The sequence below is a fragment of the Thermococcus indicus genome, from assembly GCF_006274605.1.
Classification (GTDB): Archaea; Methanobacteriota_B; Thermococci; order Thermococcales; family Thermococcaceae; genus Thermococcus; species Thermococcus indicus.
The window spans coordinates 469164-493658 of the sequence record NZ_CP040846.1 but is presented as its reverse complement, the minus strand read 5'-3'; the positions used below and the strand labels follow the sequence as shown (position 1 = coordinate 493658).

The window sequence follows — 24495 nt, the reverse complement described above, 5'->3', positions numbered from 1 at the left end:
AAATGCAACCATGTCCGAGATTACCGTGAAGCTTCCTCCAGGGGTTAACGAGGAACTTCTGAGAAAGAAACTTAAAAAGATTATAGAGATGGAGTTGCTCCTTAGCGAGCTGTATGGGGCCCTCAAAACCAAGGAATCCTGGAGAGAACTTGAGGGAGAGACGTATGACCAGGCGGGTGCTTATTGATTCCAACGTTTTTATTGAATACTTGAAAGGAAATCCCAAAGCCATGGAGATGCTCATCTCACTTCTCTCCGGCGATTACGAACTTTTCATAAACGCGATAGTGTACTCAGAAGTTGTTTTCCTGTTCCTGTCAAAAACAACGGGTCTCTCGGCATTTACTCTGAAAAAGAAGCCCACGGTGGTAACCAACAGCGGGGTCGGAAAAGTAATTGCCCTTCTCGGCCAGTTTAAAGTTGCTGAGATAAACGATGTCGTCCTTCAAACAGCATCGGAAATTATCAAAAATCATGGTCTCCTCCCAAACGATGCCATTATCCTCGCCACTGCCAAAGTCTATGGTATGTCACTTGCAACGCTGGACTCAGATTTTGAGGCTCCATCCAAGGCTGAGAACGTCTCGATATACTCCCCCTAAACGTCAATCCTGTCCTTAAACCTCGACATATCCAGCCCCTTGTCCATGCCGAAGAGGTACGCCAGAACCTTTTCGTCGAGGTCGCCGTAGCGCTCGCGCATCGATTTGATGCCCTCGAGAACCTCCTCCCTCTCCCAGCCAAGGGACTCGGCCATGTAAGAGACCATCTCGTTGAAGAGATCTTCCCCTGCCTCTTCTTCCTCCAGTAGGGCTTTGTTGACAACCAGAAGGCCGTCCTTTTCCTCCAGGAGGCCCTCCTCCAGGGACCTCGCTATGAGTTCCTTCGCGGCCTTCACGTCCATCAGGCGAAGGGTAAAGGCCAGTATCCCCACCAGCTCGCTCCTGGTGAACTCGGCCGATCCCTTGTGCTCAACCGCGCGCTTTAGAGGGTTCACGCGACCACCCAACCTTTTTAGGGCACCGGAATAAATAAACCTTTGGTGAAAGTCATGGAGCAGAGGACACACAGGCTGACCTCTGAAAGGTTGGTTGGAAAGCCCGTGAAAATCGAAGATAACTACGCGGAAGTCATCCTGGAGACGACGGAAGAGATGGCGGTTGATGAGTACGGGCTCGTTCACGGCGGCTTCACGTTCAGTTTGGCTGACTACGCGGCGATGCTGGCTGTAAACGAGCCGACGGTGGTTCTCGGAAAGGCCGAGGTCAAGTTCCTGAAGCCGGTTAAGGCGGGTGAAAAGCTGATTGCTAAGGCCCAGGTGAGTGAAGATCTCGGGAGGAAGAAGGTTGTGGAGGCAGAGGTCTTCAACGAGAGGAACGAGAAGGTCTTCGAGGGAACCTTCCACTGCTACGTCTTAGAAAAGCACGTGCTCGAATGAGCCAAAATTTTTTAAATCCAAATATCGCATTTCGATATCGGTGTTCGATATGAAGTACCGCGACTTCCTATCTTTGCACATACTCCACCATGCGAGTGAAGGACCAGTTACAGGCTCGTTTCTGATGAGAGAACTTGAGAGACACGGTTACCGCATCAGTCCGGGCACCATGTATCCGCTCCTCCACTCCTTGGAGAGAGAGGGCCTCCTCAAAAGCCACTGGGAGGTAAAGGACGGCAAACGGGTTAGGGTCTACGAGATAACGGAAACCGGCCGGAGAACCCTCGACGAGGGCAAGGAGAGGCTGAGGGAGCTCTGCCTCGAACTGCTGGGGGAATGAACGATGGAAGAAAGGAAAAAGAAGATATTCGGGATAAGCTGGAACGTCTTCCTGCTTGGAATCGTCAGCTTCCTCAACGACATGAGCAGCGAGATGATAATGCCGATAATGCCGAGCTACCTGATGGAGGTTCTCGACGCCGGAAAGCTGCTCAGCGGCTCCGTCATGGGCGCGATAGAGAGCATGAGCTCGCTGTTTAAGGTTGCCTTCGGCTACGTGAGCGACCGCTTTAGAAAGAGGAAGGCCTTCGTCTTCGCGGGCTACGCCCTATCAACCCTCGCCAAAGGGGCCTTAGCGTTCACCCGCTACTGGTGGGACTTCCTCCTCCTGCGCGCCCTGGACAGGATAGGGAAGGGAATAAGAACCGCCCCAAGGGACGCGCTTATAGCCGAATCTACCGAGAAGGGGAAGACCGGAAAGTCCTTCGGCTTCCACCGAATGATGGACACCCTCGGAGCCGTCGCCGGTCCGCTCGTTGCCATAGGCCTCATCGAGCTCCTGAAGAGCCTTCCGGCGGAAACGGCCTACCGCTACATCTTCCTGCTCTCCGCGGTTCCCGGGGCGATATCTCTGTTCGTTATAATCCTCTTCGTGAAGGACAGGGGCGGTGAGGTCAAGAGGAAGATAAAGGGCATATCCACGCTGAAAAACAGAAACCTTCAGCTTTTCCTTGCCGTCGTTGCCATTGGCGCCCTCGGAAGGTACAGCTACGCCTTCACGATGTGGAAGGCCCAGGAGCTCGGTTACTCCGTCGTCCAGAGCATGGCATTCTACGCCCTATTCAACCTGATCTACGCCCTCTCGGCCTATCCCCTGGGGGTTTACTCCGACACCTTCGGCAAGAAGAGAATGATAACCCTGGGCTTCGGCGTTGCGGCTTTAGCGGCTTTGGCTTTCGCATACGCGAGGGACTTCTACACTCTCATAGCGGCCTTCGTGCTCTACGGAATCTACATCGCCATCGAAGACACGATACCCAGGGCGTACATGGCGGACCTGGCAAGGGAATACGAGAAGGGGACAATAATCGGGGCCTACCACACCGTCTTCGGCGTCTTCGTCTTCCCGGCGTCGGTGATAGCGGGCTGGCTCTGGGGGAGCTATTCCCTGGCCTACGCCTTCACCTTCGCAGCCCTGATGAATGTCGTTGCCATGGTCCTCATGGCCTTCGTGAGGGAGCAATGACTCTTCTCTTTGTTTTTCCTCCCAGACCCGGAAGCGGTCAGAAGAAGTCAGCAAAAGGGATAAAATCAAGCGCCGAGCTTCTCGAGCTCCTCGTCGCCTATAATTAGGGGTCTCTCAGCCTCGATAACGTAACTGAACTCCCATTTAACCTCTCCGCGGTTCATGGCCTCGGCGTAGCGCTTCGCCTTCTCCTCGGCCTCCTCAACGCTCGAAGCTTCAACGAGCCTCCTGACGTACCACTTCCTGTCGCCGAAGCGAAGCTTGAACTCCGCCATGTACATGGGCATCACCGTAGAGAATTGGGGGAGAGGTATAAAAACCTAAGGCTCCATCGCCCGGTAAACGTCCCCTTCCCTGACAGCCTCGAATATCTTCCCGCCTTCCTTCGTTTTCAGCTCAACGATCACGGCAGAGGGCTCGCGCTCGACCTCTTCCTCCACATTCCTCCTGCTGAGAACCTGGATAAAGGCATCTCCAAGGCGCTCGAACTCAAAAACAAGGGCATCGCCCTCCCAGCGGTGGCCGCGGTAGGAAACACCGCCCATTCTAAAGGTAACCTCAAGAACGATTTTCATCAACATTCCTCCGAATATTGCTCATAAGCCATTAGACCGACGACGTTAAAAAGGTTGGCATTGGAGGAAAGGAGGATAGGAAAAGCCTCAGCCGACCTTCTTCAGCTTGACGACCTGCTTGGCGAACTCCTCAAGCACCTCCTTGCGCATGCCCTCGAAGAACTTTATCGAGCCGGCGTAGCTGTGGCCGCCGCCCTCGATTCCAGCGCTTGGCAGAGCCTCCTGGAGCTTTGGAATTATCTCGTTTAGGTCGAAGCCGTAAGCTGCCATTCCATCCGCGGCCCTGACCACCGCGAAGTCCGGGCCATAGGCGAGGGTGAGTATCGGCGCGTCCTCGCCGTACTTCTCCTTGAAGTGGTCGTGTATCAGACCGGAGAGCTTACCTGGGGACGGATAAGAAAACTTCGGGGCAAAGAGCTCGATGTCTATCGTGTTGAACCTTATCCCGTTCGGCAGGACGACGCTCTTGACGTGCGGCAGAGAGGCCTTCAAAGCCTTCTCCTGCTTCTCCTTGACCTCTGGATAAATCGCGTTTATCAGCTCGCGGTGCCTCTGTAGGTTGCCTGTGAGGAGGAGTATCTCGTCTATTACGCCGTGCCCGTCCATGAACTTCCAGAAGTAGGCCTCGTGGTCTATCACCTCGGCTATCTTCTTGAGGTCCTCCTCGTCGAGGCCCTTGGCCTTCTTCGCTATCTCGAGGTACTGGTAGAACTCCGGAGCCTTACTCCTGTCGCCGGTTCCGGCTATGGCGGGGAGGTGCTTGATTTTGTCCTCAACATCGGGGTTGATGAAGCGCGCCACTTCCGTTGCCAGCATTCCAGCCGTTAACTCGTAGTAGCCGCGCTTTATGTGGTGCGGGTTGACATGAACATCGACGTAGTCGTCCACCTTTGCCCTGTCCTCGCTCACCCACTCGCGCGGGTCGTGGTGGTCTATTACGACTATCGGAACGCCAAAGGCCCTTATGCGCTTGTAGGCCGGAATGTCCTCGCTCGTTCCGCCGTTGTCGACGATAACCAAAAGCGGCAGGGGGTCGCCGAACCTCTCGTGGTCCTCGACCATGAAGATTATGTCCTTGAGGACGTCTTCCAGCTCGTAGAAGGGCGCCCTGCTAGGTCTGCGCTTGAAGAGCTTCCATCTTGCCCCTGAATCTGGCGAAACCTGCTCTATCAGCGGAACTATCGCGTACTCGAGGGCCAGACCGGAGGTGTAGCCGTCGGCGTCGGCGTGATGCCTCAGGAGAATAGGCCTGCCCTCAAGGATGGCACGGCGTATCGTGGACGCGGCCTTCATTATCCTCGGCTTCAGGGCCTCGAGCACTTCACTCTCGACCAGAAAGCCCACATCCTTGGGCTGGGCGCGCCTGTCGAGCTCCTCCTCTATGCGCCTCTTGACCTCGGCAGCCTCCGGCCCCCAGAGCCTCGCCATGTCGCTGGTCTCGATCTGAATCTCGCCGGAGTGGAAGGCTATCTTCCCGATTATCTCCACGATGTCCCCGACGTTGATGTTCGGGTAGGCCCTGACGCCCGGAGCCTCAAAGGCCGCGGCCCATGTTATGCCCGTCCCGTCCGTTATCGTGAAGACCGTCGGCCCGCCGGTAACCTGTATCTGGGTGACCTTGCCGCGAAGCCTGACCGTCTGGCCCGCCATGTCCTTGCGGAGGTCGCCGATGAGCGTTACCGGGAGCTCCTTTCTGACGACTACCTCCTTGTAGTGTTTGAGGGCGGACTCTATGAAGTCCACCTCGCCCCTGTCGGGCTTTACATCGAGAACCTGAACGAGTATCCCGTCTCCAGGCTTGTAATCCCTCCCGCCGAGGAGGTCCTTCCTACGTATAAGGCCCCTGACGTGCGGATTGAGTTTGACGAAGACACCAAAGCGCTCGACGCGGTCGATTGTGCCCTTGTAAACGCCCCCAATCTCAATATCCTCAACGTCGCAGGTCTTGTCGAGAACGTAAACGACCTTGTACTTGCGCATGCAGTCCGGGCAGACCCAGGTGGTTTCCATACCAGGCTCCCAGGGCCCCTTCACCTTGCCGCAGATGTCGCAGGCCAGGACTCGGCCGGTTCCACCGCAGGTCGGGCAGGTGTCGTAAACCGGCACTACACCCTTCCCATGGCACTCTGGACAGGGTATCTCGTCAACCTCATCCTCAACGCCGATGTAGTCGAGGTTGCGATAGCCCTTCAGCTTCTCCCCAACCTTGAAATCGGCAGGAACGTAACCCCAGCCCTCACAAACGGGGCACTCCTTCTCGCCAACCTTAACCTTCCCGGTTCCGTGGCACTCGGGACAGTCCTTAACCACCATGAGCATCACCGCGGTGGGTTATCAAGGAGGCTTAAAAACATTAATGAACACACCCAAACAAAATGAATGAGTAATTATTCAAATTAAGGTTTGCAGTTAGAACCTACCCCATACCCTACACAAAGCGCTTAAAAAACACAAAATCATGAATAAATGCAACAAAAAGATTTTGTTAAAAATGATAAAACGCCTCAATGGGGGGAATAGACTTGAAATTCCGTCAGAAGCTTTACACCGCGCTCCTAGGAACGGTCCTGATGGTCATTTTGATAACGTCACTAATCCAGTTCAGGACGATAGAGGGAATGGGGCAGAAGATAGAGGAAAACGTGGCCCCCACCATGGCGGAGCACGCAAAACAGATAGCACTCCTAGAGAGCCAGAAATACGCAGTGATGATAGACGAAAGACTTAGACCCCTGATCGTCGTCACGAACTCCTACGCAAACTCGATAGGGTCGCTTTACGTGAGGGACGAAGTCGAACCGGGCTACTCGCGAACACCAATCTTCGGCGCCAGTGTTTTCAGCAGACTCGGGGACTTAAAGAACTCAAATGAGGATATAATAAACGCCTACTACGCGGATGAAACCGGAAAAGTGATAATAATCCCCCGAGCCGAACTTCCCGAGGGGTACAACGCCACAAAATCCTCCTGGTACCGGGGAGCGGTCTCCAGGGGAGCATTCTGGATGGAGCCCTACACAGACATAATAACGAATAAGACCGTGATAACCTACGTCACTCCCGTGAAGTACAAAGGGGCCGTGAAGGGCGTTCTTGGAATAGACGTTGACTTCTCATACCTGGCAAATGAAATTGTGAACACCAGGGTGGGTAAAACGGGATACCTCTTCGTCATCAGCCCCAACGGAACCGTCATAATCCATCCCGACCCGGAGGTCGTTGGAAAGCTGAACGTCTTCGAGGACGGCAGGTACGCGGCACTGGCGAGGGCAATGAAAAACTCGGAGGAGGGCGTTGTAGAGGTAGAGCTGGATGGAACAAAGATGGTGATCTCGTTCGCCAGGAGTAAAACAACCAACTGGACTATAGCCGCCGCAGCACCGGAGAACGAGCTCATCGGCGGGCTTGTAACCGCGCTGGACGAAGCGAAGACGGACGCATCAAAGGAACTCCTGTACGGGATGACGGTAACAATATTGGTGGCGGGGGGCTTGTACTCTTGAGTGCCAGATACCTAAAGAGGGCGCTGCAGCCAATATCGCAGCTCACGAACGCGGCGGAGTTCATAGCGGCGGGCAGGCTTGAGGATGCGAGGGAAGTGGTTGGTTCGATAGACTACCCCCACAGGGACGATGAGATAGGAAAACTGATAACCGCTTTCGAGGCCATATCCGCCGACGTCATAGGCACCCTCAACGGCGTTATCGACAAGCTCGAAGCCATGGCAGAGGGCCGGCTGAACTACACCATAGACGCCAGGGCCCAGGGAGACCTCCAGAACATAATAACCGCGCTCCAAAAGACCTCAGCCAAGATGAAAGCCCTCATCGGAAACATCAGGGAGATTGGAGTGACCCTGGACGAGCAGGCCCGGGAACTGGCGGATATAGCGACCCACGTCAGAAACTCGACCAACCAGGTCAGCGAAGCAATAGAACAGGTCAGCATCGAGGCCCAGCGCCAGCAGGAGCACATAAACGAGATAACCGAAGGAATGCGCCTCGTCTCGGACACCACCTCAGAGACATCCAACATCATGGATGAGTTCGAGAGGGCTATCGATGAAGTCGTCAGAATAGCACAGGAGGGAAGGGAGAAGGGAGACGAAGCGGTTAGGGACATTGAGAGCATCAAACGCTCCATGGACTTCATAGAGGAGGCAGTTAACGCGGTCAGTGAGATGAGCAAACGCATAGGCGAGATAACCCATACTATAAGCAACATCGCTGAGCAAACAAACCTCCTTGCCCTGAACGCCGCGATCGAAGCGGCGAGGGCTGGGGAAGCTGGCAGGGGTTTCGCGGTCGTTGCCCAGGAGATAAGGGGACTGGCGGAGGAAAGCAAGAGCGCCGCGGAAACGATAAGGGACATCATAGATGAGATGGACGAGAAAGTTCAGAAGGCAGTGGAAGAGACCCAGAAGGGAGTAAGAAACGTGGCCAGTTCAACGGAGACCCTGAGTGAGAGCCTGGGCTATCTCGGCTACATCGCCGAAATGATAGGGAACGTTGGCACCAAAGTCGAGGAGATAAGGGAGCAGACCATAAGGACGCAGGAGGAGGTCGAGAAAGCACTCCAAGCCCTGGAAAACCTCGCCGCAAGTGCAGAGGAGACCACCGCCAGCGCGGAGGAGGTTAACTCCGCCATGCAGGAGCAGAGAGCGGAAATTGAGACGCTCAGCTCAGAGGCCAGGAAACTCAGGGAAATCGCCAAGCGTCTTCGCCAGAACGTTGAACAGTTCAGGCTCTGAATCTCTATACCTATTCTTTCATCCATCCCTCATCTTTCCAAAGAAGCCCCAGAACACGGCCATCGAGAGGCCGTACAGGAGGGCGGTTATCAGGAACGGCCAGACCAGGGACATGTCGAAGAGAACGCCACCCACGTACTGGCCCACCCCAAAGGTCGCGGTCCATGCCAGGCTGTTGAGCGCCATCGCGGTGGAGCGCTCCTCTTCCTCGAAGAAACCCATCATGAAGGAGTTCCATATCGGGTTAACTATGTTCATCAGTATCGTCCTGAGGATGTATATGACCGCGGCAACCGGGAAGGCCGGCGAGAACGGAAGGGCGCCTATGAGGAGGCTTGCCGTCCCGTTGAAGGAGACGATGGTCTTAACGCTGCCGAACCTGTCGGCTATCATGGGCAGCAGGAACATACCGATCCCCATTATGAACTGCTGGAAGGCGAAGAGCCAGCCGATGCTCTCCAGGCTCGTTCCAAAGCGCTGGTTGAACCAGAGCCCCATGTAGGGAATCGCTATTCCCGCGCCCAGACCTATCAGTGCCCCCGGGAGGGCGAAACGGCCTATTCTGACGAGAAGACTCCTATCGAAGTTCAGCCCGCCGGAGTGCCTCTCAAGCACGGGCCTGACGAAGAGAACTATCGCGAACCGAATCGGTATGACCACGAGAACCAGGGAGAACACCCCTCCATAGCTCAGCCAGCGCGAGAGAAAGCCCGCGACGAGTATTCCGAGGGCAGACGCTATCGTGCCGATTCCGGAGGAGAGACTGAACAGGTAGTGCCTCTTTCCGTCCTCCACCTCCCCGCTGAGCAGCGCCATGAAGGAGGGCGACTCCAGCGCCATGCCCATCCCTATCAGAACGCCGCCCAGGGCGAGCATCCAGAGGGTCGGGTGGAGAACCTGGGCGAGCCTCCCGAGGAACATCATGCCCACTCCAAGGAGGACGGTTCTCTTGTAGCCCACCCTCGCGCCGAACGGGCCCGAGAACAGCAGAACCGCCGCCTGGGCCAGCGTTGAGAGCGAGAAGACCACGCCTATGTTGGTGTAGTCGAAGCCGAGTGATTTGAGGTAGAACGGAAAAATAAACCAGGCTATGTTGCCCCCGAAGGCGGAGGCGAAGGAGTAGGCAACGAGCAGCCATGCATCCCTCCCGAACCCGCGGTAGTTCTGCAGTGACATGAACGTTCAGACCGCGATTTGAGTATATAACCTTGTCGCAAACCAAAGGTTGGGTGCAGTTAATCATTTGGCATCAAACACCAAATCCACCCCACTCTCGAAGGGGCAGAAAAGCCATATAGAATGGAAAAGTTCACGGGCCGGCCATGAACTCCTCAACCGCCTTACCAGTTTCCACGTGGGTCCTGCCGGCCAGTATTATGACCCGGTACCTGCTGTTGTTCGGGTTGGGAAGGTTCTTCACGACGTAGCCGTTGCGCAGTATCTCCCGCTTTATGGACTCCACAACATCCTTCCCGTAGACTCTCTCCAGGAGAGCCCAGGCGCCGTTGCTGACCCAGCCCCCTACGATGATAACGTTTTTATCGCTTGGGAGGGCTGTCAGCTGGGTGTCGTTTATTATGAAGGAGTAGACATCCTCGGTCGCCTGAACCTTGGGAGCGGTTATGGAGACCTGTCTGGTCACGGAGACCCTACGCACGAAACGGTAACCGCTCACACCGACGATATCCCCCTGGTCATTTCGGGCAAAGGAGGGGACAATGCTCAGGTTCCATCCCGTCGGGATCGAGAGGGACCTCCCGGGAGCCACGAACACCCGCGGGAAGTTCTCACCCCCCACGTGGAGATAAAGCGTGTAGAGCCCGTGCTCGGGGTCTATATCCCAGACCCACTGGCCACTGTAGATATCCCCATCCTGATACCGTCCAACCTTCTCATAGTATTCGTGGCCATAGATGACGGTCTTGGATCCACTCACCCCGATAAAGAAGTCAGTCGGGAAAAACAGGAACACTTTATCCGCCCCCGCCTCAAAGAGTTCGCTGAGCCTGGAAACCGGATAACTGTCGTATTCTTCAAAGTCCTCCTCACCATTGGCGGTCATGTACATGATGTAGTACCTGCCCCGTGCCATGGCCTTGGTTTTGATGATGCCGCTCGGATAAGTCAGCTCAACCAGCATCTTTGAGGCGTTGATGTTTATGTCCAGGGGCTTGAGCTTCCACCCGCCGACCGTTATCGAGTCGCCGAGGGATGTGAGTTTTGAATCAGCGACCTCGTGGGAGTACAGAAACATCGTATCCTTTCCATCAACGGTGGTTGACACAATCTTATAATCCTCGCTAACGTTGAGAGGGGTCGTGTTCTCGTTAAACGTCACCTCAACACTCCTATCTAGAAACTCCACCGAGCCCCGAGTCAGGTTGAAGCCCACCCGGGAAAAGTTCACCTGAACAACCACCGCATCGCCCACGGGCTGATCGCTGACGTTGATTCCCACGTCCGGCATATCCTCTTCGTTCAGCAGGTAGACCTGGTTCTCGTCCGGGATAAGGACGCTATGGTATTCAACCGGTACGGAAGCGACTGAGGTGTACTTTCCGATGGTTATCCCCTGAAGAACAAGGAACGCCCCCAATCTCGACCCGCTTATTGCGTCTTCTCCTATGTGCAAAGGCGTCCCGTTAACTATCTTGGTGGTGGGGAGGACTATTACCGTGTTGGCTGAGTTAATCCATGCGACCTCTGCGCTGATGGGCGCAATGGCCAATCCCAAAATCATGATGACCGTAACAACCACTAGGACATTTTTCATACCTCTTACCACCAGGTTCAGATTAAAGCTCAACGTTTATAATATTTCCTGAAGAAACCCTCCCCGCGATGATGAGTGAATCCAATGCTGACGGGATGATGAACCCCGAACCTGAGCACCCGATTAAAAACGAATGGCGAACCAAAATGGAGAGACAGCTTGAGGAGCTTTACTCCAGCATCGAGGAGCTGAAAAGAGAGAACGAGATGAGAAAGACCCCAGACAAGCTGGGATGGGACGACATAGCCCAGGAGATCGTCGGTGCCGTGACCTTTGCGCTCCCCTTCCTGTTCACCGCGGAGCTCTGGGAGATAGCAAAGGACATCTCGGTTGAACGCTCAATCGCGGTACTCCTCATGACCCTTGGAGTCGCGTACCTGTTCATAGCCAAATCCCGGATAGGAAACCTGAAGAGGGAGGAACTCTTCCATATCCCCAAGCGACTCCTAACCGTCACTGGAATAGCCTACCTAATCTCGGCCGTTCTGATATACGTGTACGGAATCAACAGCCTGGCCGACTTCACACCCGGGCAGTACGTCAACGCAACCATACTTATAAGCACCTTCGCGGTGATAGGTGCCATAACCGTTGACATGGTGAAGTGAATGAGGATTGTAACCGGAAACCGCTTCGAGGCCTTCGCAGATGAGAGGGCCATCCTATTCCCCGAATACAGGAAAAACCGCGACGAACTCATCGATTTCGTGGATTCCCTGACAGGGGAGGAAACCGTCGTAACCGCGAGCCTTGAGCTCATCGATTTAATCGCCTGGAAGTTCCGAAGGGGCGAGGAGAACGCCCTGATATACTCCGACACGGGGAAGAGCCTCACAATGAAGGAAACCTACGAGCTGAGGAAGTACCTCGATTTCGACGTCCGCGGTGGCTTTTCCGGGGAAAAGGCAAGAACAAGCGTCCTCTTCGTCGAGGGAAAAACGGACTCCAAGTTCTTCAAGGCAGTATTCAAGAAGCTCTTCGAGTTCAAGGAGAGCAGGGAGGCACCTTACAGCCTGAGGTTCATTGAGAGAGTGTTTGAGCGCGACAATTTCGACCTGCTGAAGCGAGAGGAGGATAACTACTATCTCGCGGTGCTGCCGAGCGAAGGAAACTCCGGCGTCATAAGGAACCTCGGCAACTTCCTCAGGGCGATGGACGTATTTGACTTTGCAGTGGAAAGAATCGGAGTCGCCATCGACATCGACGAGGACAGGGAGGCGGCTCTGGCCTCGATAGCCGGAAAGCTCTCTGGTTTCGAGCACAGAAAAACATCCATGGGCTACATTGTAGGAAAAACCGAGGTGGTTCCGCTGATAATCGGCCTTCCCTTCGAGGATGAAACCGTAGAGTGGAAGAAGCCGACGGTCGAGGACTTGATGCTCCACCTCATAGCGAGGGAGGGACTTTTGGAGAGGATAAAGCCCGGGCTCAAGGCCCTAAACGAAAGCCTTGGGAGGAAACTCAAGCCCAAGGAGGTCATGTACCTCGCCCTTTCCGCCTACGGCCACTGGGGCAACTTAGAGGGATTCTACGAGCTATTCGTCATGCGCTCACGCTTCAGAAACCTCAAGGCTGTCTTGAGGGAGGCAGGGCTGATGAACGGGCTCATTTATCTCGCGGGTAGGGAGAAGGAAGGGAGGCGTTGAGTTTTTATTTTCCCCTGCCCAAACCGAGCTGGTGGTGAAGGTGAAGCTCGTTTCATTCGACGTCTGGAACACCCTCCTGGACATCAACGTCATGCTCGACGCGATGGCCGTAGAGCTCTCCAAACTGATGGGGGCGTGCATAATAGACGTCGTCGAGGGAATGATGCTCACCCGCGAGAGGATAAAGCGAATGAGGGCCAAAACCGCAGGAAATCCAGCCAGGGCCCTCGAAGAGAGCCAGGAGATGCTGGCGGAACTCCTCGGCATAGACGTCGAACTCGTGAAGAGGGCCGCCGCCAGAGCAGTTCTGAAGGTCGATGACGAGATAGTTCTCCCGGGGGCAAATGAGGCCCTGGAAGGCGTTAAGAGAAAGGGCCTGAAGGTCACCGTGACCGGCAACGTGATGTTCTGGCCCGGTTCCTACACCCGTCTCCTGCTGGAGCGCTTCGGCCTCATGAACTTTATAGACAAGACCTTCTTCGCAGACGAGGTTCTCGCGTACAAGCCGATGCCGGAGATGTTCAGGAAACCGCTGGAGCTCTTTGGGGTCGAGCCGGACGAGGCGGTTCACATAGGCGACACCTACGCGGAGGACTTCGAGGGTGCGCTGAGAGCTGGCATGTGGGCGGTCTGGATAAACCCCGAGGCCGAGGAGACTAGGAGAATCCACGAGAGGGGCTTTGAAGTTCCGGGTGTCGAGGGGATTTTGGAGGTGCTGGGAAGGATAGAAAAGAAGAGTTAGCGAAGGAACTGGGCATTTACATAATTTTTAGCGACGAGATACTGCTTCTCGTCAGCAGTTAGAAAATCCGCGTTCAGTGCCTCGGCCAAGGCTATGTAAAGGGCGTCATAGATCGTGATGTTCTCACCCAATGCTATTTCCAGCCCCCTCTCGAAGAAGTTTTGCGCCTCAAAGAGTGTTATCGAGCTCCCTAACGTCTTAAGAACGATTACCTTAACCTTTCCCTGCTCAATGGTTAGCTCTCCACGTCGCACTGCCTTCCAGATTGCGTTCATGCCCTCAACGAGTGCATAGTCGAGCGTTGCCACGTTCGGCTCCGCTGGAACTTCTTTCCAGCCCGGTTCCTGCAGGACGACCTTCACAAGGGCCGAGGCATCAACGACTATCACGGTCCTCCCTCACTGACTTCGCTGCGAAACCCCTGCCCACGCTTCCGCTGGCCTTTGCAAGCTCTAAGGCTTCCTGTATTCGTCTCTTTCTTTCTATCTCATCTATGCGCCTTCTTATGAACTCCCTTATCTCCTCGCTCCAGTTGATATTGAGCTCCTTCATCTTGAGCTTCAGCTCGTCGGGAACGCGAACGGTAACGATGGCCATGTAATACACCTCGAAATACAGTTTGCAATACAGAGATAAAAAGGTTTCGAATGGGGGTCACTTCTTCCCCTTCGGCTTCAGCCACGCCCCCAAACCGACCTGCCGGGTCTTCTGGTAGCGCAGGTCATCCTTCTTGTAGCCGAAGGCCTTCAGAATCCTTTCAACAGCGGGCAGGACCTGGTTCTCGATGTAGTATTCTGCATCGTATTTGTGCTTCGTCGGGTCGAACTCGTCAAACGGAATCGCCCTGTCGCCTATCCTTCCGGAGCCCTTGAGAACGATGTAACTGATGACAGTCCCGGGGCGTATCTTTATTCCCATCGCCGCGAGGCGCTTCGCTATGGCCACGTGCGGGCCGGTAGCCTTGTAGTCCTTCAGCTCCCTGGTGATCTGCTCGTGGATTACTAACTTCTCCGGCGGAACCTCGTATTTGCTCAGCTTCTCGGTGATTTCCTTGACTATCCTCACAGCTTCCTCAACGTCACCGTGCCTCAGTATGGCCTCCAAAACCCTCGCCTGCGTCTCCTTGGCTATCTCGCTCCAGTCACGCCGGACGATTTCAAGCCCGCGCGTCGTTATCTTGCCCTCCTCGTCTATGACGGCGTACTTCTTCTTGGTGACGAAGAAGCCCCTGAGGTAGAAGCCCTCGTATTCGAGTTCGAGAAGTCCCGGGAGTTTGGGGTTGATGTATTTTAAGAACTCCATTGCCTTTTTCTTGACCTTATCGTCGTCCGCTCCGGGAATGGTGGCATGGAGACCGTCGGTGTCGGCATAGAGGACTTTAAAACCAAACTTCTCCTCAAGCTCGCGGATTACCATCTCGATGTAGTCCCGTCCCCACGCCGTAACGCTCTCGGCGCACTCCTTGCAGTACCATCTTGCCCTGGCGTAGCCGTAGTAGCCGTAATAGCTATTGTGCGCGTAGAGGAATCCAAAGCCCGCCAAGAAGTTCTCGTCCTCCTCAACACTCAGGTCGTAAACGTAGCCCCTGTACCGCAGTTTCCTAACTTCCCCAACTTTGTCAAGAACAACATCTCCGTTTAGGAGCCATTCGATGCGCTTTGCATTCTCTCCATTGAGTTTTCCGCTCTCAACGAGCTCCCTGAACTTTTCATGGCTCATGTTCCTCTGGAAGGCCTTGCCGAACGTGTCTTCAAGCACCTCTTTGGGTATGACGTGCGAGTAGTAGACGTTCTTTTTCTTGCTGTAATCCGTGAAAGGGAGTTCTTCATTCACGTATATCCTGTAAACTCCGCTATCGTAGCGAATCTTTACCCCAGAAACGCCGAGGGAGTTGATCAGAAGAACAAGACCATTTACCAAAAGCTCGCTCTTGGTTGAAAGGCGGACCCTCTTGTTCGGGTGAACGTCGCCGTCGCCTATGAAGTATCCCTCAAGGAAGGCCCAGCGAACGCTTTCGGGGGAAGTGAAAATAACCTCTGGAATCCTTTTGTTTTCCGCCAGCGTTCCGCAGAGGTTCTCAAATATGATGTACGCCATTTTCCTCAGGATTTCAACGTAGTTTCTGCCCCTCTTCACCCTTCCGAAGAACTTTCTCGCGAGCCTCTCCATGTCATCTAGAACCCTCTGGTTCTCGTTGTAAAGTTTTACTGTGTAACTCCAGCCATTCTTCTGGTTCCTATGCTTGCGTGCGTAGCCCTCGCTAACGTAGTAGCCGAGGAGCTTTGCGAAGTCCTCGTTAACGTCAATGAACGGGCCAATTCTGAAGCCGTTTCTGGTTCCGATTTTCCACTCCTTCAGCTCTTCCTCTGGCATCAAAGAAACAACGTCGCGAACGGCGTTGAATTCAAGCAGGTACTCCCTCCTGTTACCGTTGTACCGAACCGCTTCAACGAGCCTCTCGTACAGCGTTCTGTACCTCTCAAGCCCGCCCCAATCAAGAACCTCGTAGCCGATTTTCTTGAGCCTCACGTAGCCGAGCTTCTCAAGGTGCTCCAGGTAGCGTCTGGCCGTTCTTGGCCTCTTCTCTTCCCCAGAAATCCAGCGGAGGGTTCTCAGCATTCCTCTGAAAAAGTTCTTTCTACCCTTCACGGGAATCGTCATAACGATATCCTCTGTTTCCTCCTCCGGCAGTTCGAGGAGCAGTTCAATTAAATTGAACCGTTCTCTTCTTTCGGGCAGGTTTACACGCCTTGGAACAGCTAAAAAGTCGCCAGGTTTGATTTCCTCTCCCGTAACCTCGACAAGCTCGTCGTTTCTGTAGGCGAAGAGGCTGTGTCCCCCTGTTATCCTTATCCGCCTTCCCGAGCTGAGGACTATCTCGTAAACGTCTCCGGAATAGCGGTGCCTTATTACGGCCTTCACGGGCATTGTGCGGGCCTTCTTTGTCTTTCTGTCGAAGGAAATTGCCTGAACTTTCGAGACCTCAAGAACTTCAGTGTCCCCTTCCCTTCTGACCCTTCCCTTTTCGTTCTCCATAAGCCCATCAACGAACTCGCCAATCCTGAGGAGCTTGACTCTTCCGTTCTCAGCTATTGGAATCCACTCCTCGGGAAGGACGCTGTTGGCCAAAATCTTGATGGCGCGCTGGCGGTAATCGAGAAGCTTCCTCTCCAGCGGGTCTATGCTGGCTTTCATCTTTCTCTTTATCTTCTGCCTCTCCTCAAGCAAGTCTCCGAGAAGGCTCGGAATGAAGCCCGGAAAGTCTTTACAAAAGCGGTGGCCGACCTGTGGGGCGGTGTCGTACTTCCTACAGCCCTCCCTGTTGAGCGTGTCCGGCGAGACGTTATGGGTGATGATGATCGAGGGGTACAGCGAGTTGTGAGTTAAAATGCCGTTGGCGAAGTAGTATGGAGTTCCTTCAAGAGTCAGGTCATAAACTTTGCCTTTGTAGTACTCCGTTGTTGCTTTGAAATCTGAAAGATGGTAGAAGGCGTTATCTCCAAGGCGGTTCATTTCTCGGCTCCTAATCGCTTCGCTGAGGGCCTGGTTCTTTTCTGTGCTTATGAATCCAACCAACGTTTGAAACAGTATAAGGCCATCCCTGCCCGTGATTTCAAGAAGGTACCTTGTCAAGGGCTTTCCTTTTTCTGTGTACTCGTATGTATACATACTATGAGGAATTCCCAGCCTTTCAAGGAGCTTTGAAATAATATCGATTTTCCATTTGTTTTTGGTACCCTGATTTGCAACTATTGTCCTGCGGGCTTTATTGACTGTTCCATCCCCTTCGAAGAACCCTCTGAGTACAGAGGGGGCATGTAAGTTCTCAACGTTGTCCACAAGTTCTTTGACTTTAAGATAAACATCCTTCTTCGCAACTTTGATGGTTACAGCGTTCGTTCCTTTCTTCTGGGAGATATTTGGCTTTACACCGAAAAGCTTCTCAAGAATGTAGATTATCCTCTTCTGGAACTCTTCTTCGTGCTTCCCAATGGTTATTTCGACCCGATACTGGTGGGAGATTCTCTTCTTGCCCCTTGAAGAGTCAAAGTACTCGACATCTCTCCTTATAAGCGTGCCCTCCGCAAGGAGTATTCCCACTAGCTCACCTTTTAGTATCTCTTCTTCGGGTACTTCTTCCTTTTCAAGTTCTCCAATTTTTTCAAAAAGTGGTGTCGTTATCAGCTTGCCCTTGACTTTACCCGTGAGGAACGATTTGGCCAGATTATCCCTTATTCTCGTCTGTCTTTCGTTTTTGCCAACTACTGGTAGCTTGTGGTTGGGGGTACACCTGAGGCCGTTAATGTTGATTAGCTCTCCATCGTAATCGTACTCCCAGACCTTCTTAACCCTCTGCCAGCCGTCTATTCCAAGTACGTAATCTCCTTCTCTGACTTCGCTTATGTTGACGGCTCCCCTTCCTTTAACGATGACCTTTGTATCAGCCGGGTGACACCTAAAATCTAAGTACACAATATTGTCCCATAATCCACGCTCCGGCTCCTTGACGTAGCCACCCGCGTAGCTTTCCCGTCTTCTCGCGAGTTCTCTCTCATCGGGCTTGTTCGGAGCCAATTCATTCCTCTCGTAGGCCTTTCTGAGCAAAAACCACTCAACTAAATTCCCGGTGCTTGAACGCGAAACGTCCCAGAGGCTCTGGCCGATTAATCGGGAAAGCTGGGCCTCCATCGGGAAGAACTCCCTTCCGAGTTCAAAGGTAACCCTCGCGTCCTCCATCGAATAGCGCGCAACGCGCTCCAGCCCCTCTCCACTCTCCCAGGCCTGTGCTATCTCTTCAGCGTAAACCTTCTCCTTCGGCTTTCCGAAGATAGCCTCGTAGACGGCCTCCAGGGTGTATGTTGGAAGGTTTATCGTGCGCCTTATTACTGGGTAAAGGTCGAAGTGTATCCTTCCCTTCACCTCGACCGCAAACCTGTCCCCCATGCGCTGTATCTTCGGCTCGGAGCCATCTCTCCCGAGAACGAACTTTATTCCGAGCTTCTCGGAGCGCTTCTTCAGGTAGGCGAAGTCGAAGTTGTCGCCGTTGTAAGTGATGAGAACATCGGGGTCCTTCTCCTTGACAACCCGGAGGAAGTGCTTAATCATCTCCTTCTCGGTGGAAACGACGTCAACGTATGGCAAATAGATTTTCTTCCACGTTATTACCCTCGCTTCATTCTCGTCGGCGTAGCTTATCATGAGTATAGGTCCCTCTGCGAACTCCTCGCCCTCGTGGTAGAGCGTCTCGATATCAAAAGCCAGCATTTTGAGCTCTTCATCGCCCTCCATCGGGACAAGGCCCTTATCTATGAGGTATCTCTTCGCGAAGGGAATGTCGTACTCGTAGATGTCGACAACAGCTGGATGTTCTCTAATCTTGTCGCGGATTGCCGGCACGTCCTGAGGGTGCGTGAAGTAGAGCTTCCAGACCTCTATCGGCCTGCCGAGGAACTTCTTTTGCACTTTCTCGGCACGCTTGACTTTAACTACTGTCCCGTGTCTCTTTGCAGTTATCTTCTTGACGTCCTCGATTGCCGAGTCGTCCTTCAGGAGGGCGTAGAAGTAGGGCTCGAAGGTCCTGTCGTATTCTATCTTAAACTCCCCGTTCTCCTTCTTGAAGATTCTAATGACGGGTTTTCCACCTTCGGTGATGTAGTCTGTGTCAAGAATCATTTTTCACCACCCATAACCTCGTAAAACAGCTCTGGGCGAATCCTAAACCCCACATGGTTCAGTTTATTCAAGAGCTCCTTAGGGTTATCTTCAATGAGTCCACCATCCCTCAGAACCTTCAATATGCCCAAAGTTCCAGTGACCCGCAAACCTTCAAGCCTCGCGGCTTTCCTTGCCTTTAAATCGTCAAGAACAACAATGGCATTCATTTCTTTTGCAAGCGCTATCGCTTCGAGTTCTCCACGATGAAGGCCCGAATAGTTGGGGATTAAACCCTTCTTAGGTTCCCGAACCTCAAGAGCTTTCATGTTAATCAAGTTTGAGACTTCTAAGCTGACCTTATCCTCCTTTGCCATAATTTCATCCAAAACACCTTCGGGAACCAGTGCTTCTTCAAAGAGACTCACCACGATATCCAGATAACCCAGCTTACCGAGAACTATCAGGGGAGAAGAATTAAAGACGACCCTCACGTTTCAGCTCCTCCAAGATTCTTTTTGCTTCTTCCTTTTCTAATCTCGCCTCCTCTTCATCGAGGGGGGAGTACTCAACGCCCAACTTGTCGAGGAGAAATGCGAGCTCATCCAATCTCATGTTGAGTAGCTCCGCCGCCTTCTCAAAGGTTATCTGGTGGCTTACTAGTAGTCCAACAACCTTCAGGAACCGCTCTTTCTCGCGGTAGTCCTTGAAAAGGGGAAAGTTAAACACGAGCCTGTCAACCTCTTCCATGCTCCCACCGATATGGAGTCGCGTTCAAACTTAATAAACCTCACCGCCAGGTTTTTAAACAACCACCCGGAGGGCAGAGCATGGAGCTGTTTTATAGGGTAAGCTTTCAGGAAGTGGTTGCCGACGCTCTAGGCCTCGTTGAGGAGCGCGAGCTCTCTTCCAAGCACGCTCTTGAGAGGGTTTTCAGGAAAGTTACGGGAAAAGACCGCGAGAAGGCGCGGGGATTAGCTCATGCCTACGTCTTCGAGATTGAGAAGTGGAGGGCGAAGATAGACTTCATAATCAACTCGGTTTTGAAGGGCTCGAAGGTTGAGGACTTGGACCCTTACTTGGCCAACCTCCTCCGCATAGGAACGTTTGAAATCCACTTCCGGAAGGTTCCTCCGGCGATAGCGACCGACTCGATAATCCGCGTCGTTAAGGAGCGCTTTGACTTCTCGAGGGCCAAGTTCGTCAACGCCCTCATGCACTCGATAGAGAAGTTCGACGTTGAGAGGGCTTTGAAGAAACTCAAGGAGCGTGACAGAATCGAGTGGCTCTCGGTCCGCTTCTCCCACCCCCGCTGGTACGTGGAATACGTTGTTGAGCTCCTCGGCTACGATGAAGCAGTTCGTTTGCTCCTCAGCAACAATCGGCCTCAGAGATACTACGTTAGGGCCAACATCCTCAAGGTTGATGTGGACTCGCTGAGGGACTACCTTGAAGAGAACGGAGTTAGGACGGCCTTAACACCGGTTCCGGACGTTCTCAAGGTCCTCGACTACAAAACACCCGTGACAAGGCTCGACTGGTATAAAGAGGGAAAGTTCGTGATTCAGGATTTGGCGAGCGCTTACGTCGCCCACGTTTTGGCCCCCGAACCCGGCGAGAGGGTTCTCGATTTAGCGGCCGCACCGGGGAGCAAAACCTTCCACGCGGCGGCGCTGATGGAGAACCGGGGCGAGATAGTGGCGGTTGATTATTCCTACGACAGGCTCATGCGCATGAAGGAGAAAATGAAATCGCTCGGAATCAAAAACGTTAAGCTCGTCCACGCGGACGGCCAGAGCTTTAAGGACAAGGCCAAGTTCGACAAAATAATCCTCGATGCTCCCTGTTCAAGCTCCGGAACCTACCGGCAGTTTCCGGAGGTGAAGTGGCGCTTTGACGAGAACAAGATTAAGCGCATCATAAACGTCCAGAGGAACATGCTTCGCAATGCTTACGAGAACCTCAGAGTCGGAGGAGAGATGACATACTCGACGTGCTCAATCAGGGTTGACGAAGACGAGGAGAACGTCCTCTTCGCGGTTGAGAGGGTAGGGCTTGAACTGATAGACTATCCCTTCAGCTGGGGCGAGAGGGGCTTCCTCGAAGTCGGGGACAGGGTCTTCCGGGCCTGGACTCATAAGCACGACTGCAACTCGTTTTTCATAGCGAAGATGAGAAAGGGTTAAACCAGCGGCTTCCTCTTGACAGGCCCACCCGGTTTTTCTTCTTCAAAAATCTCCGCTGTGAACTTGTAAACCCTCGTGTCCTCGTCGAGCCAGCAGTCGGGCGGAAGGCCCGCCTTCCAGCAGGTCTGAGCTAAGAACTCCTCCTCGTCCCAGCCCCACTCTATCGGCACCTGCGGGAGGAGTAGGCCGGAGTAGATGCCCTTCTCGATTATCAGCCCGTCCCTGCCCACCTTTATCTTCCTCGGCCTCTCCTCTGGAGGGCCTTCTATGAGCTCTGGCGGAGTCAAAACGCTCACCTCGATAACCAGGTCGTCCAGCTCGCCCTCCCTCACCGGTGGAAAGCGGGGGTCATCGACGGCGGCGTAGATGGCGGCCTTTATCGTGGCCTCAACGAGCGGATAGATTGGGAGCGGAAACCCGATACAGCCGCGCAGGGCCATCTGGGGCGGCGCGTGCCTGTTGTTGAGTGTAACGAAGACGCCCATCTTCTCCCAGAGCTCCGGTGGGGTGTCCTCCGGAGGCTTTACCGTTCTCCCGTTCCTAACGTACTCCCCTATGGCTTTCCTCGCGAGCCTGACGAGGAACTCACCCCATTCGTCCTTAATTTTGTACATCGCCCTCACCCTTGGCTCCTACGGTGGGAAGGGTTATTTAGCTTTCCCGCAAAGCTTAAAAAATTGCCGAAGGAAGTTAAGTCGGGTGTCGAAAGTGGTCATCGTTGAGTTCGTCATCGTTCCCCTCGGCGAGAAGAGCCTGAGCAGGTACGTCGCAGAAGTGGTAAAGCTTTTAGAGAGGAAGGGAGTTAAATATCAACTGACGCCGATGGCGACTATCATAGAGGTTCCGACGGTGCGGGAAGCGTTCGCAATAATCGAGGAGGCCCATGAGCTGATCTTCAAAATGGGAGCCGAGAGGGTTTCAACAACCGTGAGAATAGACGATCGGCGCGACAAGGACAGGGGCATGGAGGACAAGGTAAAATCGGTGATGGAGAAGGTGAGGGGTGGTTGATATCAAAGCACTGATTCTCGCTATAGACCGCGACGACGATTTCGGGCAGAAGGCGGGCGTGGAAGGGCCGGTCATCGGACGAGACGCCTGCATCGACGCCGCCCTAAAACTCAGCCTGGCCGACCCGGAGGACAGCGACGCCAACGTTGTCTATGCAGCCGTCAAACTCTACGACGGTCTGCGCGAGAGCGGGGAGTTCGATGACGTCCAGGTGGCCCTCATAACCGGCCATCCGAAGGTGGGTGTCAAGAGCGACCTGGAGCTCGCCAGGCAGCTGGAGCTCGTCCTTGGGAGGTTTCCCGCGGATGGTGTCATCACCGTCACCGACGGGGCCGAGGACGAGCAGATATTCCCGATAATCACATCGAAGGTACCGATAATAAGCTCCCACCGCGTCGTGGTCAAGCAGAGCGAGGGTATAGAGACGACATACTACATCATCTACCGGTATTTGAAGGAGATACTGAGTGACCCCGAGGTGGCGAAGGTAGTCCTCGGTATTCCCGGAATGATACTCCTGCTGTACGGGATAGCACGCCTCATCGGCGTCTGGTATCCGGAGAGCGTTAAGATAATCTCCGCCACGATAACCGGCACGATACTGCTCTTCATCGGCGGCTACTTCTTCACCAAGGGCTTCAGATTCAACGTCCGTGAGACCATAGCCAAGCAGTTCGTCTTCGTCATCTCGGTCATAGCCGGAGCGCTGATCATCATAGGAGGTGCGATAAACGCCTACTTCCGGCTTGAGGAGTACTCCCTGGAGCTGATAGGCAGTTATCCAGGAACGCCGCTCCTCGCGATGCTGATCTACATCAACGCACTCAATCCCTCCCTGATAATAGGGGTAGCGGTCATGATAACCGGTAAGGTGATACAGTCCTACCTGAGGAAGGACCACCACATCTGGTACTACACATCAACGCTGCTCATGATGCCGGCCCTGTGGGTGACGATAGACCTCACCACCCGCTACGCGATGGCCATACTGACGCTCTCCGACATAGAGGTCTTCACAAAGCTCCTGTTTGCGCTGGGGGACGTCGCGGTGGCGGTTCTGGTTGGAATCTACATGAGGGGAAAAGTTAGAGGATGGGAGAGAGTTGAGGCTGGAGCAAGCGCTTGATGAGTACGATAAGAGGAGAAAGAAGGCCGCGAAAGAGGCCGAGAAAATAAGAAAAAAGTACAACAAACGCCTGGAGAAAAAGCTGCGGGAGGTTCTGAAGAGGATAGACTCCCTCGAAAGGAAGGAAATCCCGAAGAACGTGGACGAAAACATCAGGAAGATCGTGACCGCCGAGAGAAGGAACTACGTAACGGCGCTGAGAAACGCCCTGGAGAGCATCGGCGATATGGACGACCTGGGAAAGCGCCTCCCAGATTTAGCCAAGCTCCACGTTGGGCACGGAAGGTACCTCATAATCCTCTTCGAGAAGGACGTTTACGCAATAAACCGCCTGTTGAAGGAGCTGAACGAGGACTACGTGAGGTACTACAACGAGCTGGCGGAGAAGGGGCTGGAGGACCTCAGAATACGGGAGATTCTATCTGAGAAGAAAACCCTCAGGAGAAGCATTGAAGAACTCACGGATGAGATCCGCACGCTTCGGGAGAGGGCCGAAAAGAAGCGGGCGGGGATTGAGGAATCGCGCCGCCTACACGACCTGAAAGAGTTGGAGACGGAGATAAAGAGTCTCTCGGCCAGGATACGGAGCGAAGAAACGGAAGTACGCTCAAAAGCATCGAAGCTCCAGAAACCGGTCAAGAGAATGCGCCTGCACGAGGCCATCGCCCAAGAATTCGTCGGGGACAGCTCCGTCGCGCTCAGAAAGCCAGGGGAGTTCCTTTCCCTTGTGAAAAAGATACACCCTGGCCTGGAAGGGAAGTACCGGAAGACCGCTGAGTGGCTCATCGACAACCTTGAGGAGAGGGCGCGGAGGATAGAAGAAGAAAGGAAAAAGCTGGCAGAGCTGGAAGAGAGGCGCGACGAAGTTCTAACCGGCGTCAAGGACATGGAAAAGGAGCTGTGGGAGCTCCAGAGACTCGTCGAGGAAAGGGAGGCGGAACTCAAAAAGCTCAGGAGCAAGCTGGAGCACCTCGAGAAGGAGCTGGACGAGGCAATTTCCAGGCTCGAAGCAGCCCTGGGTGAATCGATAGAGCGATAGGTTTATGAATTAGGCTCCCCTAATTCTTTTGG

The 24495-nt window shown here is 53.9% G+C and carries 26 protein-coding genes; 14 read left to right on the top strand and 12 right to left on the bottom strand.

The annotated features are described in order from the left end of the window. Positions 1 to 10 precede the first annotated feature (10 nt). Together FH039_RS12120 and FH039_RS02550 are read left to right on the top strand one after the other, a co-directional pair. Positions 11 to 187, top strand: coding sequence for a hypothetical protein (locus FH039_RS12120; RefSeq protein ID WP_168188364.1), 177 nt, complete (start codon positions 11 to 13; stop codon positions 185 to 187). Between the two features lie 43 nt (positions 188 to 230). Next, entirely contained in the window at positions 231 to 602 is a 372-nt protein-coding gene (locus tag FH039_RS02550) for a type II toxin-antitoxin system VapC family toxin (protein WP_240703257.1), read from the top strand. Here the strand turns inward: FH039_RS02550 and FH039_RS02545 are convergent. Then, positions 599 to 997, bottom strand: a complete 399-nt coding sequence (locus tag FH039_RS02545) for a DUF2240 family protein (protein WP_139680100.1) — start codon at positions 995 to 997, stop codon at positions 599 to 601. The genes FH039_RS02550 and FH039_RS02545 overlap by 4 nt on opposite strands. Before the next feature lie 54 nt (positions 998 to 1051). On the opposite strand from FH039_RS02545, the gene FH039_RS02540 reads away from it, so the two are divergent. From FH039_RS02540 to FH039_RS02530, 3 genes are read left to right on the top strand one after another with little or no spacing between them, the layout of a single operon-like run. Further along, a complete protein-coding gene (locus tag FH039_RS02540; RefSeq protein WP_139681580.1) occupies positions 1052 to 1438 on the top strand; it encodes a PaaI family thioesterase in 387 nt (128 codons plus the stop codon). Between the two features lie 49 nt (positions 1439 to 1487). Continuing rightward, on the top strand, positions 1488 to 1778 hold the full coding sequence (locus FH039_RS02535; protein ID WP_139681579.1) for a PadR family transcriptional regulator: 291 nt from the start codon (positions 1488 to 1490) through the stop codon (positions 1776 to 1778). 3 nt (positions 1779 to 1781) lie between these two features. Continuing rightward, the gene (locus FH039_RS02530; RefSeq protein WP_139680099.1) at positions 1782 to 2963 is read left to right on the top strand and encodes an MFS transporter; all 1182 of its coding nucleotides are present in this window, start codon (positions 1782 to 1784) and stop codon (positions 2961 to 2963) included. A gap of 65 nt (positions 2964 to 3028) precedes the next feature. Here FH039_RS02530 and FH039_RS02525 read toward each other — a convergent pair whose 3' ends face one another. From FH039_RS02525 to FH039_RS02515, 3 genes are all read right to left on the bottom strand, one after another. Beyond that, entirely contained in the window at positions 3029 to 3244 is a 216-nt protein-coding gene (locus FH039_RS02525) for a hypothetical protein (RefSeq protein WP_014012628.1), read from the bottom strand. A 39-nt stretch (positions 3245 to 3283) separates the two neighbouring features. After that, the gene (locus tag FH039_RS02520) at positions 3284 to 3538 is read right to left on the bottom strand and encodes a hypothetical protein (protein WP_139680098.1); all 255 of its coding nucleotides are present in this window, start codon (positions 3536 to 3538) and stop codon (positions 3284 to 3286) included. An 87-nt stretch (positions 3539 to 3625) separates the two neighbouring features. After that, entirely contained in the window at positions 3626 to 5851 is a 2226-nt protein-coding gene (locus tag FH039_RS02515) for a DHH family phosphoesterase (protein ID WP_139681578.1), read from the bottom strand. A gap of 257 nt (positions 5852 to 6108) precedes the next feature. Here FH039_RS02515 and FH039_RS02510 point away from each other — a divergent pair, with 257 nt between their 5' ends. Further along, on the top strand, positions 6109 to 7041 hold the full coding sequence (locus FH039_RS02510; protein WP_168188362.1) for a PDC sensor domain-containing protein: 933 nt from the start codon (positions 6109 to 6111) through the stop codon (positions 7039 to 7041). After that, entirely contained in the window at positions 7038 to 8288 is a 1251-nt protein-coding gene (locus FH039_RS02505) for a methyl-accepting chemotaxis protein (RefSeq protein ID WP_139680096.1), read from the top strand. The genes FH039_RS02510 and FH039_RS02505 overlap by 4 nt, the downstream gene beginning before the upstream one ends. An 18-nt stretch (positions 8289 to 8306) precedes the next feature. Here FH039_RS02505 and FH039_RS02500 read toward each other — a convergent pair whose 3' ends face one another. Then, positions 8307 to 9464, bottom strand: coding sequence for an MFS transporter (locus tag FH039_RS02500; protein ID WP_139680095.1), 1158 nt, complete (start codon positions 9462 to 9464; stop codon positions 8307 to 8309). A gap of 133 nt (positions 9465 to 9597) precedes the next feature. Then, positions 9598 to 11073 carry an S-layer protein gene (locus tag FH039_RS02495; protein ID WP_240703256.1) on the bottom strand — a complete coding sequence of 492 codons (1476 nt, stop codon included), beginning with the start codon at positions 11071 to 11073 and terminating at the stop codon, positions 9598 to 9600. Positions 11074 to 11207: 134 nt separating this feature from the next. On the opposite strand from FH039_RS02495, the gene FH039_RS02490 reads away from it, so the two are divergent. Genes FH039_RS02490 through FH039_RS02480 form a run of 3 tightly spaced genes read left to right on the top strand, consistent with a single transcriptional unit; the run spans position 11208 to position 13449 of the window. Then, a complete protein-coding gene (locus FH039_RS02490) occupies positions 11208 to 11669 on the top strand; it encodes a DUF2391 family protein (RefSeq protein ID WP_139681577.1) in 462 nt (153 codons plus the stop codon). Then, a complete protein-coding gene (locus tag FH039_RS02485; protein WP_139680093.1) occupies positions 11670 to 12707 on the top strand; it encodes a DUF3226 domain-containing protein in 1038 nt (345 codons plus the stop codon). A 40-nt stretch (positions 12708 to 12747) separates the two neighbouring features. Further along, positions 12748 to 13449 (top strand): HAD family hydrolase, encoded by a 702-nt coding sequence (locus tag FH039_RS02480; RefSeq protein ID WP_139681576.1) that lies wholly within the window; start codon positions 12748 to 12750, stop codon positions 13447 to 13449. Here FH039_RS02480 and FH039_RS02475 read toward each other — a convergent pair. From FH039_RS02475 to FH039_RS02455, 5 genes are read right to left on the bottom strand one after another with little or no spacing between them, the layout of a single operon-like run. Next, a complete protein-coding gene (locus FH039_RS02475) occupies positions 13446 to 13838 on the bottom strand; it encodes a type II toxin-antitoxin system VapC family toxin (RefSeq protein WP_139680092.1) in 393 nt (130 codons plus the stop codon). The genes FH039_RS02480 and FH039_RS02475 overlap by 4 nt on opposite strands. After that, positions 13825 to 14046 carry a type II toxin-antitoxin system VapB family antitoxin gene (vapB, locus tag FH039_RS02470; RefSeq protein ID WP_139680091.1) on the bottom strand — a complete coding sequence of 74 codons (222 nt, stop codon included), beginning with the start codon at positions 14044 to 14046 and terminating at the stop codon, positions 13825 to 13827. Before vapB ends, FH039_RS02475 begins: the two co-directional genes overlap by 14 nt. A gap of 57 nt (positions 14047 to 14103) precedes the next feature. Then, positions 14104 to 19122: a DNA polymerase domain-containing protein gene (locus FH039_RS02465; protein ID WP_139680090.1), complete on the bottom strand. Its 5019-nt coding sequence runs from the start codon at positions 19120 to 19122 to the stop codon at positions 14104 to 14106. Continuing rightward, on the bottom strand, positions 19119 to 19595 hold the full coding sequence (locus FH039_RS02460; RefSeq protein ID WP_139680089.1) for a DUF3368 domain-containing protein: 477 nt from the start codon (positions 19593 to 19595) through the stop codon (positions 19119 to 19121). Before FH039_RS02460 ends, FH039_RS02465 begins: the two co-directional genes overlap by 4 nt. Further along, a complete protein-coding gene (locus tag FH039_RS02455) occupies positions 19579 to 19851 on the bottom strand; it encodes a hypothetical protein (protein ID WP_139680088.1) in 273 nt (90 codons plus the stop codon). The genes FH039_RS02460 and FH039_RS02455 overlap by 17 nt, the downstream gene beginning before the upstream one ends. An 80-nt stretch (positions 19852 to 19931) precedes the next feature. Here FH039_RS02455 and FH039_RS02450 point away from each other — a divergent pair, with 80 nt between their 5' ends. Then, complete coding sequence (locus tag FH039_RS02450) at positions 19932 to 21287, top strand: RsmB/NOP family class I SAM-dependent RNA methyltransferase (RefSeq protein ID WP_139680087.1); 1356 nt, start codon at positions 19932 to 19934, stop codon at positions 21285 to 21287. Here FH039_RS02450 and FH039_RS02445 read toward each other — a convergent pair. Further along, positions 21284 to 21901 (bottom strand): TIGR00296 family protein, encoded by a 618-nt coding sequence (locus FH039_RS02445; RefSeq protein WP_139680086.1) that lies wholly within the window; start codon positions 21899 to 21901, stop codon positions 21284 to 21286. The two genes, FH039_RS02450 and FH039_RS02445, sit on opposite strands and share 4 nt — an antisense overlap. A 94-nt stretch (positions 21902 to 21995) precedes the next feature. Here FH039_RS02445 and FH039_RS02440 point away from each other — a divergent pair, with 94 nt between their 5' ends. The 3 genes from FH039_RS02440 to FH039_RS02430 are packed head-to-tail and all read left to right on the top strand — an operon-like array spanning position 21996 to position 24463. After that, positions 21996 to 22298 (top strand): MTH1187 family thiamine-binding protein, encoded by a 303-nt coding sequence (locus FH039_RS02440; RefSeq protein WP_139681575.1) that lies wholly within the window; start codon positions 21996 to 21998, stop codon positions 22296 to 22298. Beyond that, entirely contained in the window at positions 22291 to 23424 is a 1134-nt protein-coding gene (locus tag FH039_RS02435) for a DUF373 family protein (RefSeq protein ID WP_139680085.1), read from the top strand. The genes FH039_RS02440 and FH039_RS02435 overlap by 8 nt, the downstream gene beginning before the upstream one ends. Then, positions 23402 to 24463, top strand: coding sequence for a coiled-coil domain-containing protein (locus FH039_RS02430; RefSeq protein WP_139680084.1), 1062 nt, complete (start codon positions 23402 to 23404; stop codon positions 24461 to 24463). The genes FH039_RS02435 and FH039_RS02430 overlap by 23 nt, the downstream gene beginning before the upstream one ends. Positions 24464 to 24495 lie beyond the last annotated feature (32 nt).

Bases quoted from the DNA above. Each gene is read 5' to 3' on its own strand.
- FH039_RS12120 (WP_168188364.1), top strand. From the start codon at position 11: ATGTCCGAGATTACCGTGAAGCTTCCTCCAGGGGTTAACGAGGAACTT.
- FH039_RS02510 (WP_168188362.1), top strand. From the start codon at position 6,109: ATGGTCATTTTGATAACGTCACTAATCCAGTTCAGGACGATAGAGGGA.
- FH039_RS02520 (WP_139680098.1), bottom strand. From the start codon at position 3,538: ATGAAAATCGTTCTTGAGGTTACCTTTAGAATGGGCGGTGTTTCCTAC.
- FH039_RS02490 (WP_139681577.1), top strand. From the start codon at position 11,208: ATGGAGAGACAGCTTGAGGAGCTTTACTCCAGCATCGAGGAGCTGAAA.
- FH039_RS02530 (WP_139680099.1), top strand. From the start codon at position 1,782: ATGGAAGAAAGGAAAAAGAAGATATTCGGGATAAGCTGGAACGTCTTC.
- FH039_RS02540 (WP_139681580.1), top strand. From the start codon at position 1,052: ATGGAGCAGAGGACACACAGGCTGACCTCTGAAAGGTTGGTTGGAAAG.
- FH039_RS02515 (WP_139681578.1), bottom strand. From the start codon at position 5,851: ATGGTGGTTAAGGACTGTCCCGAGTGCCACGGAACCGGGAAGGTTAAG.
- FH039_RS02500 (WP_139680095.1), bottom strand. From the start codon at position 9,464: ATGTCACTGCAGAACTACCGCGGGTTCGGGAGGGATGCATGGCTGCTC.
- FH039_RS02485 (WP_139680093.1), top strand. From the start codon at position 11,670: ATGAGGATTGTAACCGGAAACCGCTTCGAGGCCTTCGCAGATGAGAGG.
- FH039_RS02450 (WP_139680087.1), top strand. From the start codon at position 19,932: ATGGAGCTGTTTTATAGGGTAAGCTTTCAGGAAGTGGTTGCCGACGCT.
- FH039_RS02535 (WP_139681579.1), top strand. From the start codon at position 1,488: ATGAAGTACCGCGACTTCCTATCTTTGCACATACTCCACCATGCGAGT.
- FH039_RS02465 (WP_139680090.1), bottom strand. From the start codon at position 19,122: ATGATTCTTGACACAGACTACATCACCGAAGGTGGAAAACCCGTCATT.
- vapB (WP_139680091.1), bottom strand. From the start codon at position 14,046: ATGGCCATCGTTACCGTTCGCGTTCCCGACGAGCTGAAGCTCAAGATG.
- FH039_RS02550 (WP_240703257.1), top strand. From the start codon at position 231: ATGGAGATGCTCATCTCACTTCTCTCCGGCGATTACGAACTTTTCATA.
- FH039_RS02525 (WP_014012628.1), bottom strand. From the start codon at position 3,244: ATGTACATGGCGGAGTTCAAGCTTCGCTTCGGCGACAGGAAGTGGTAC.
- FH039_RS02455 (WP_139680088.1), bottom strand. From the start codon at position 19,851: ATGGAAGAGGTTGACAGGCTCGTGTTTAACTTTCCCCTTTTCAAGGAC.
- FH039_RS02445 (WP_139680086.1), bottom strand. From the start codon at position 21,901: ATGTACAAAATTAAGGACGAATGGGGTGAGTTCCTCGTCAGGCTCGCG.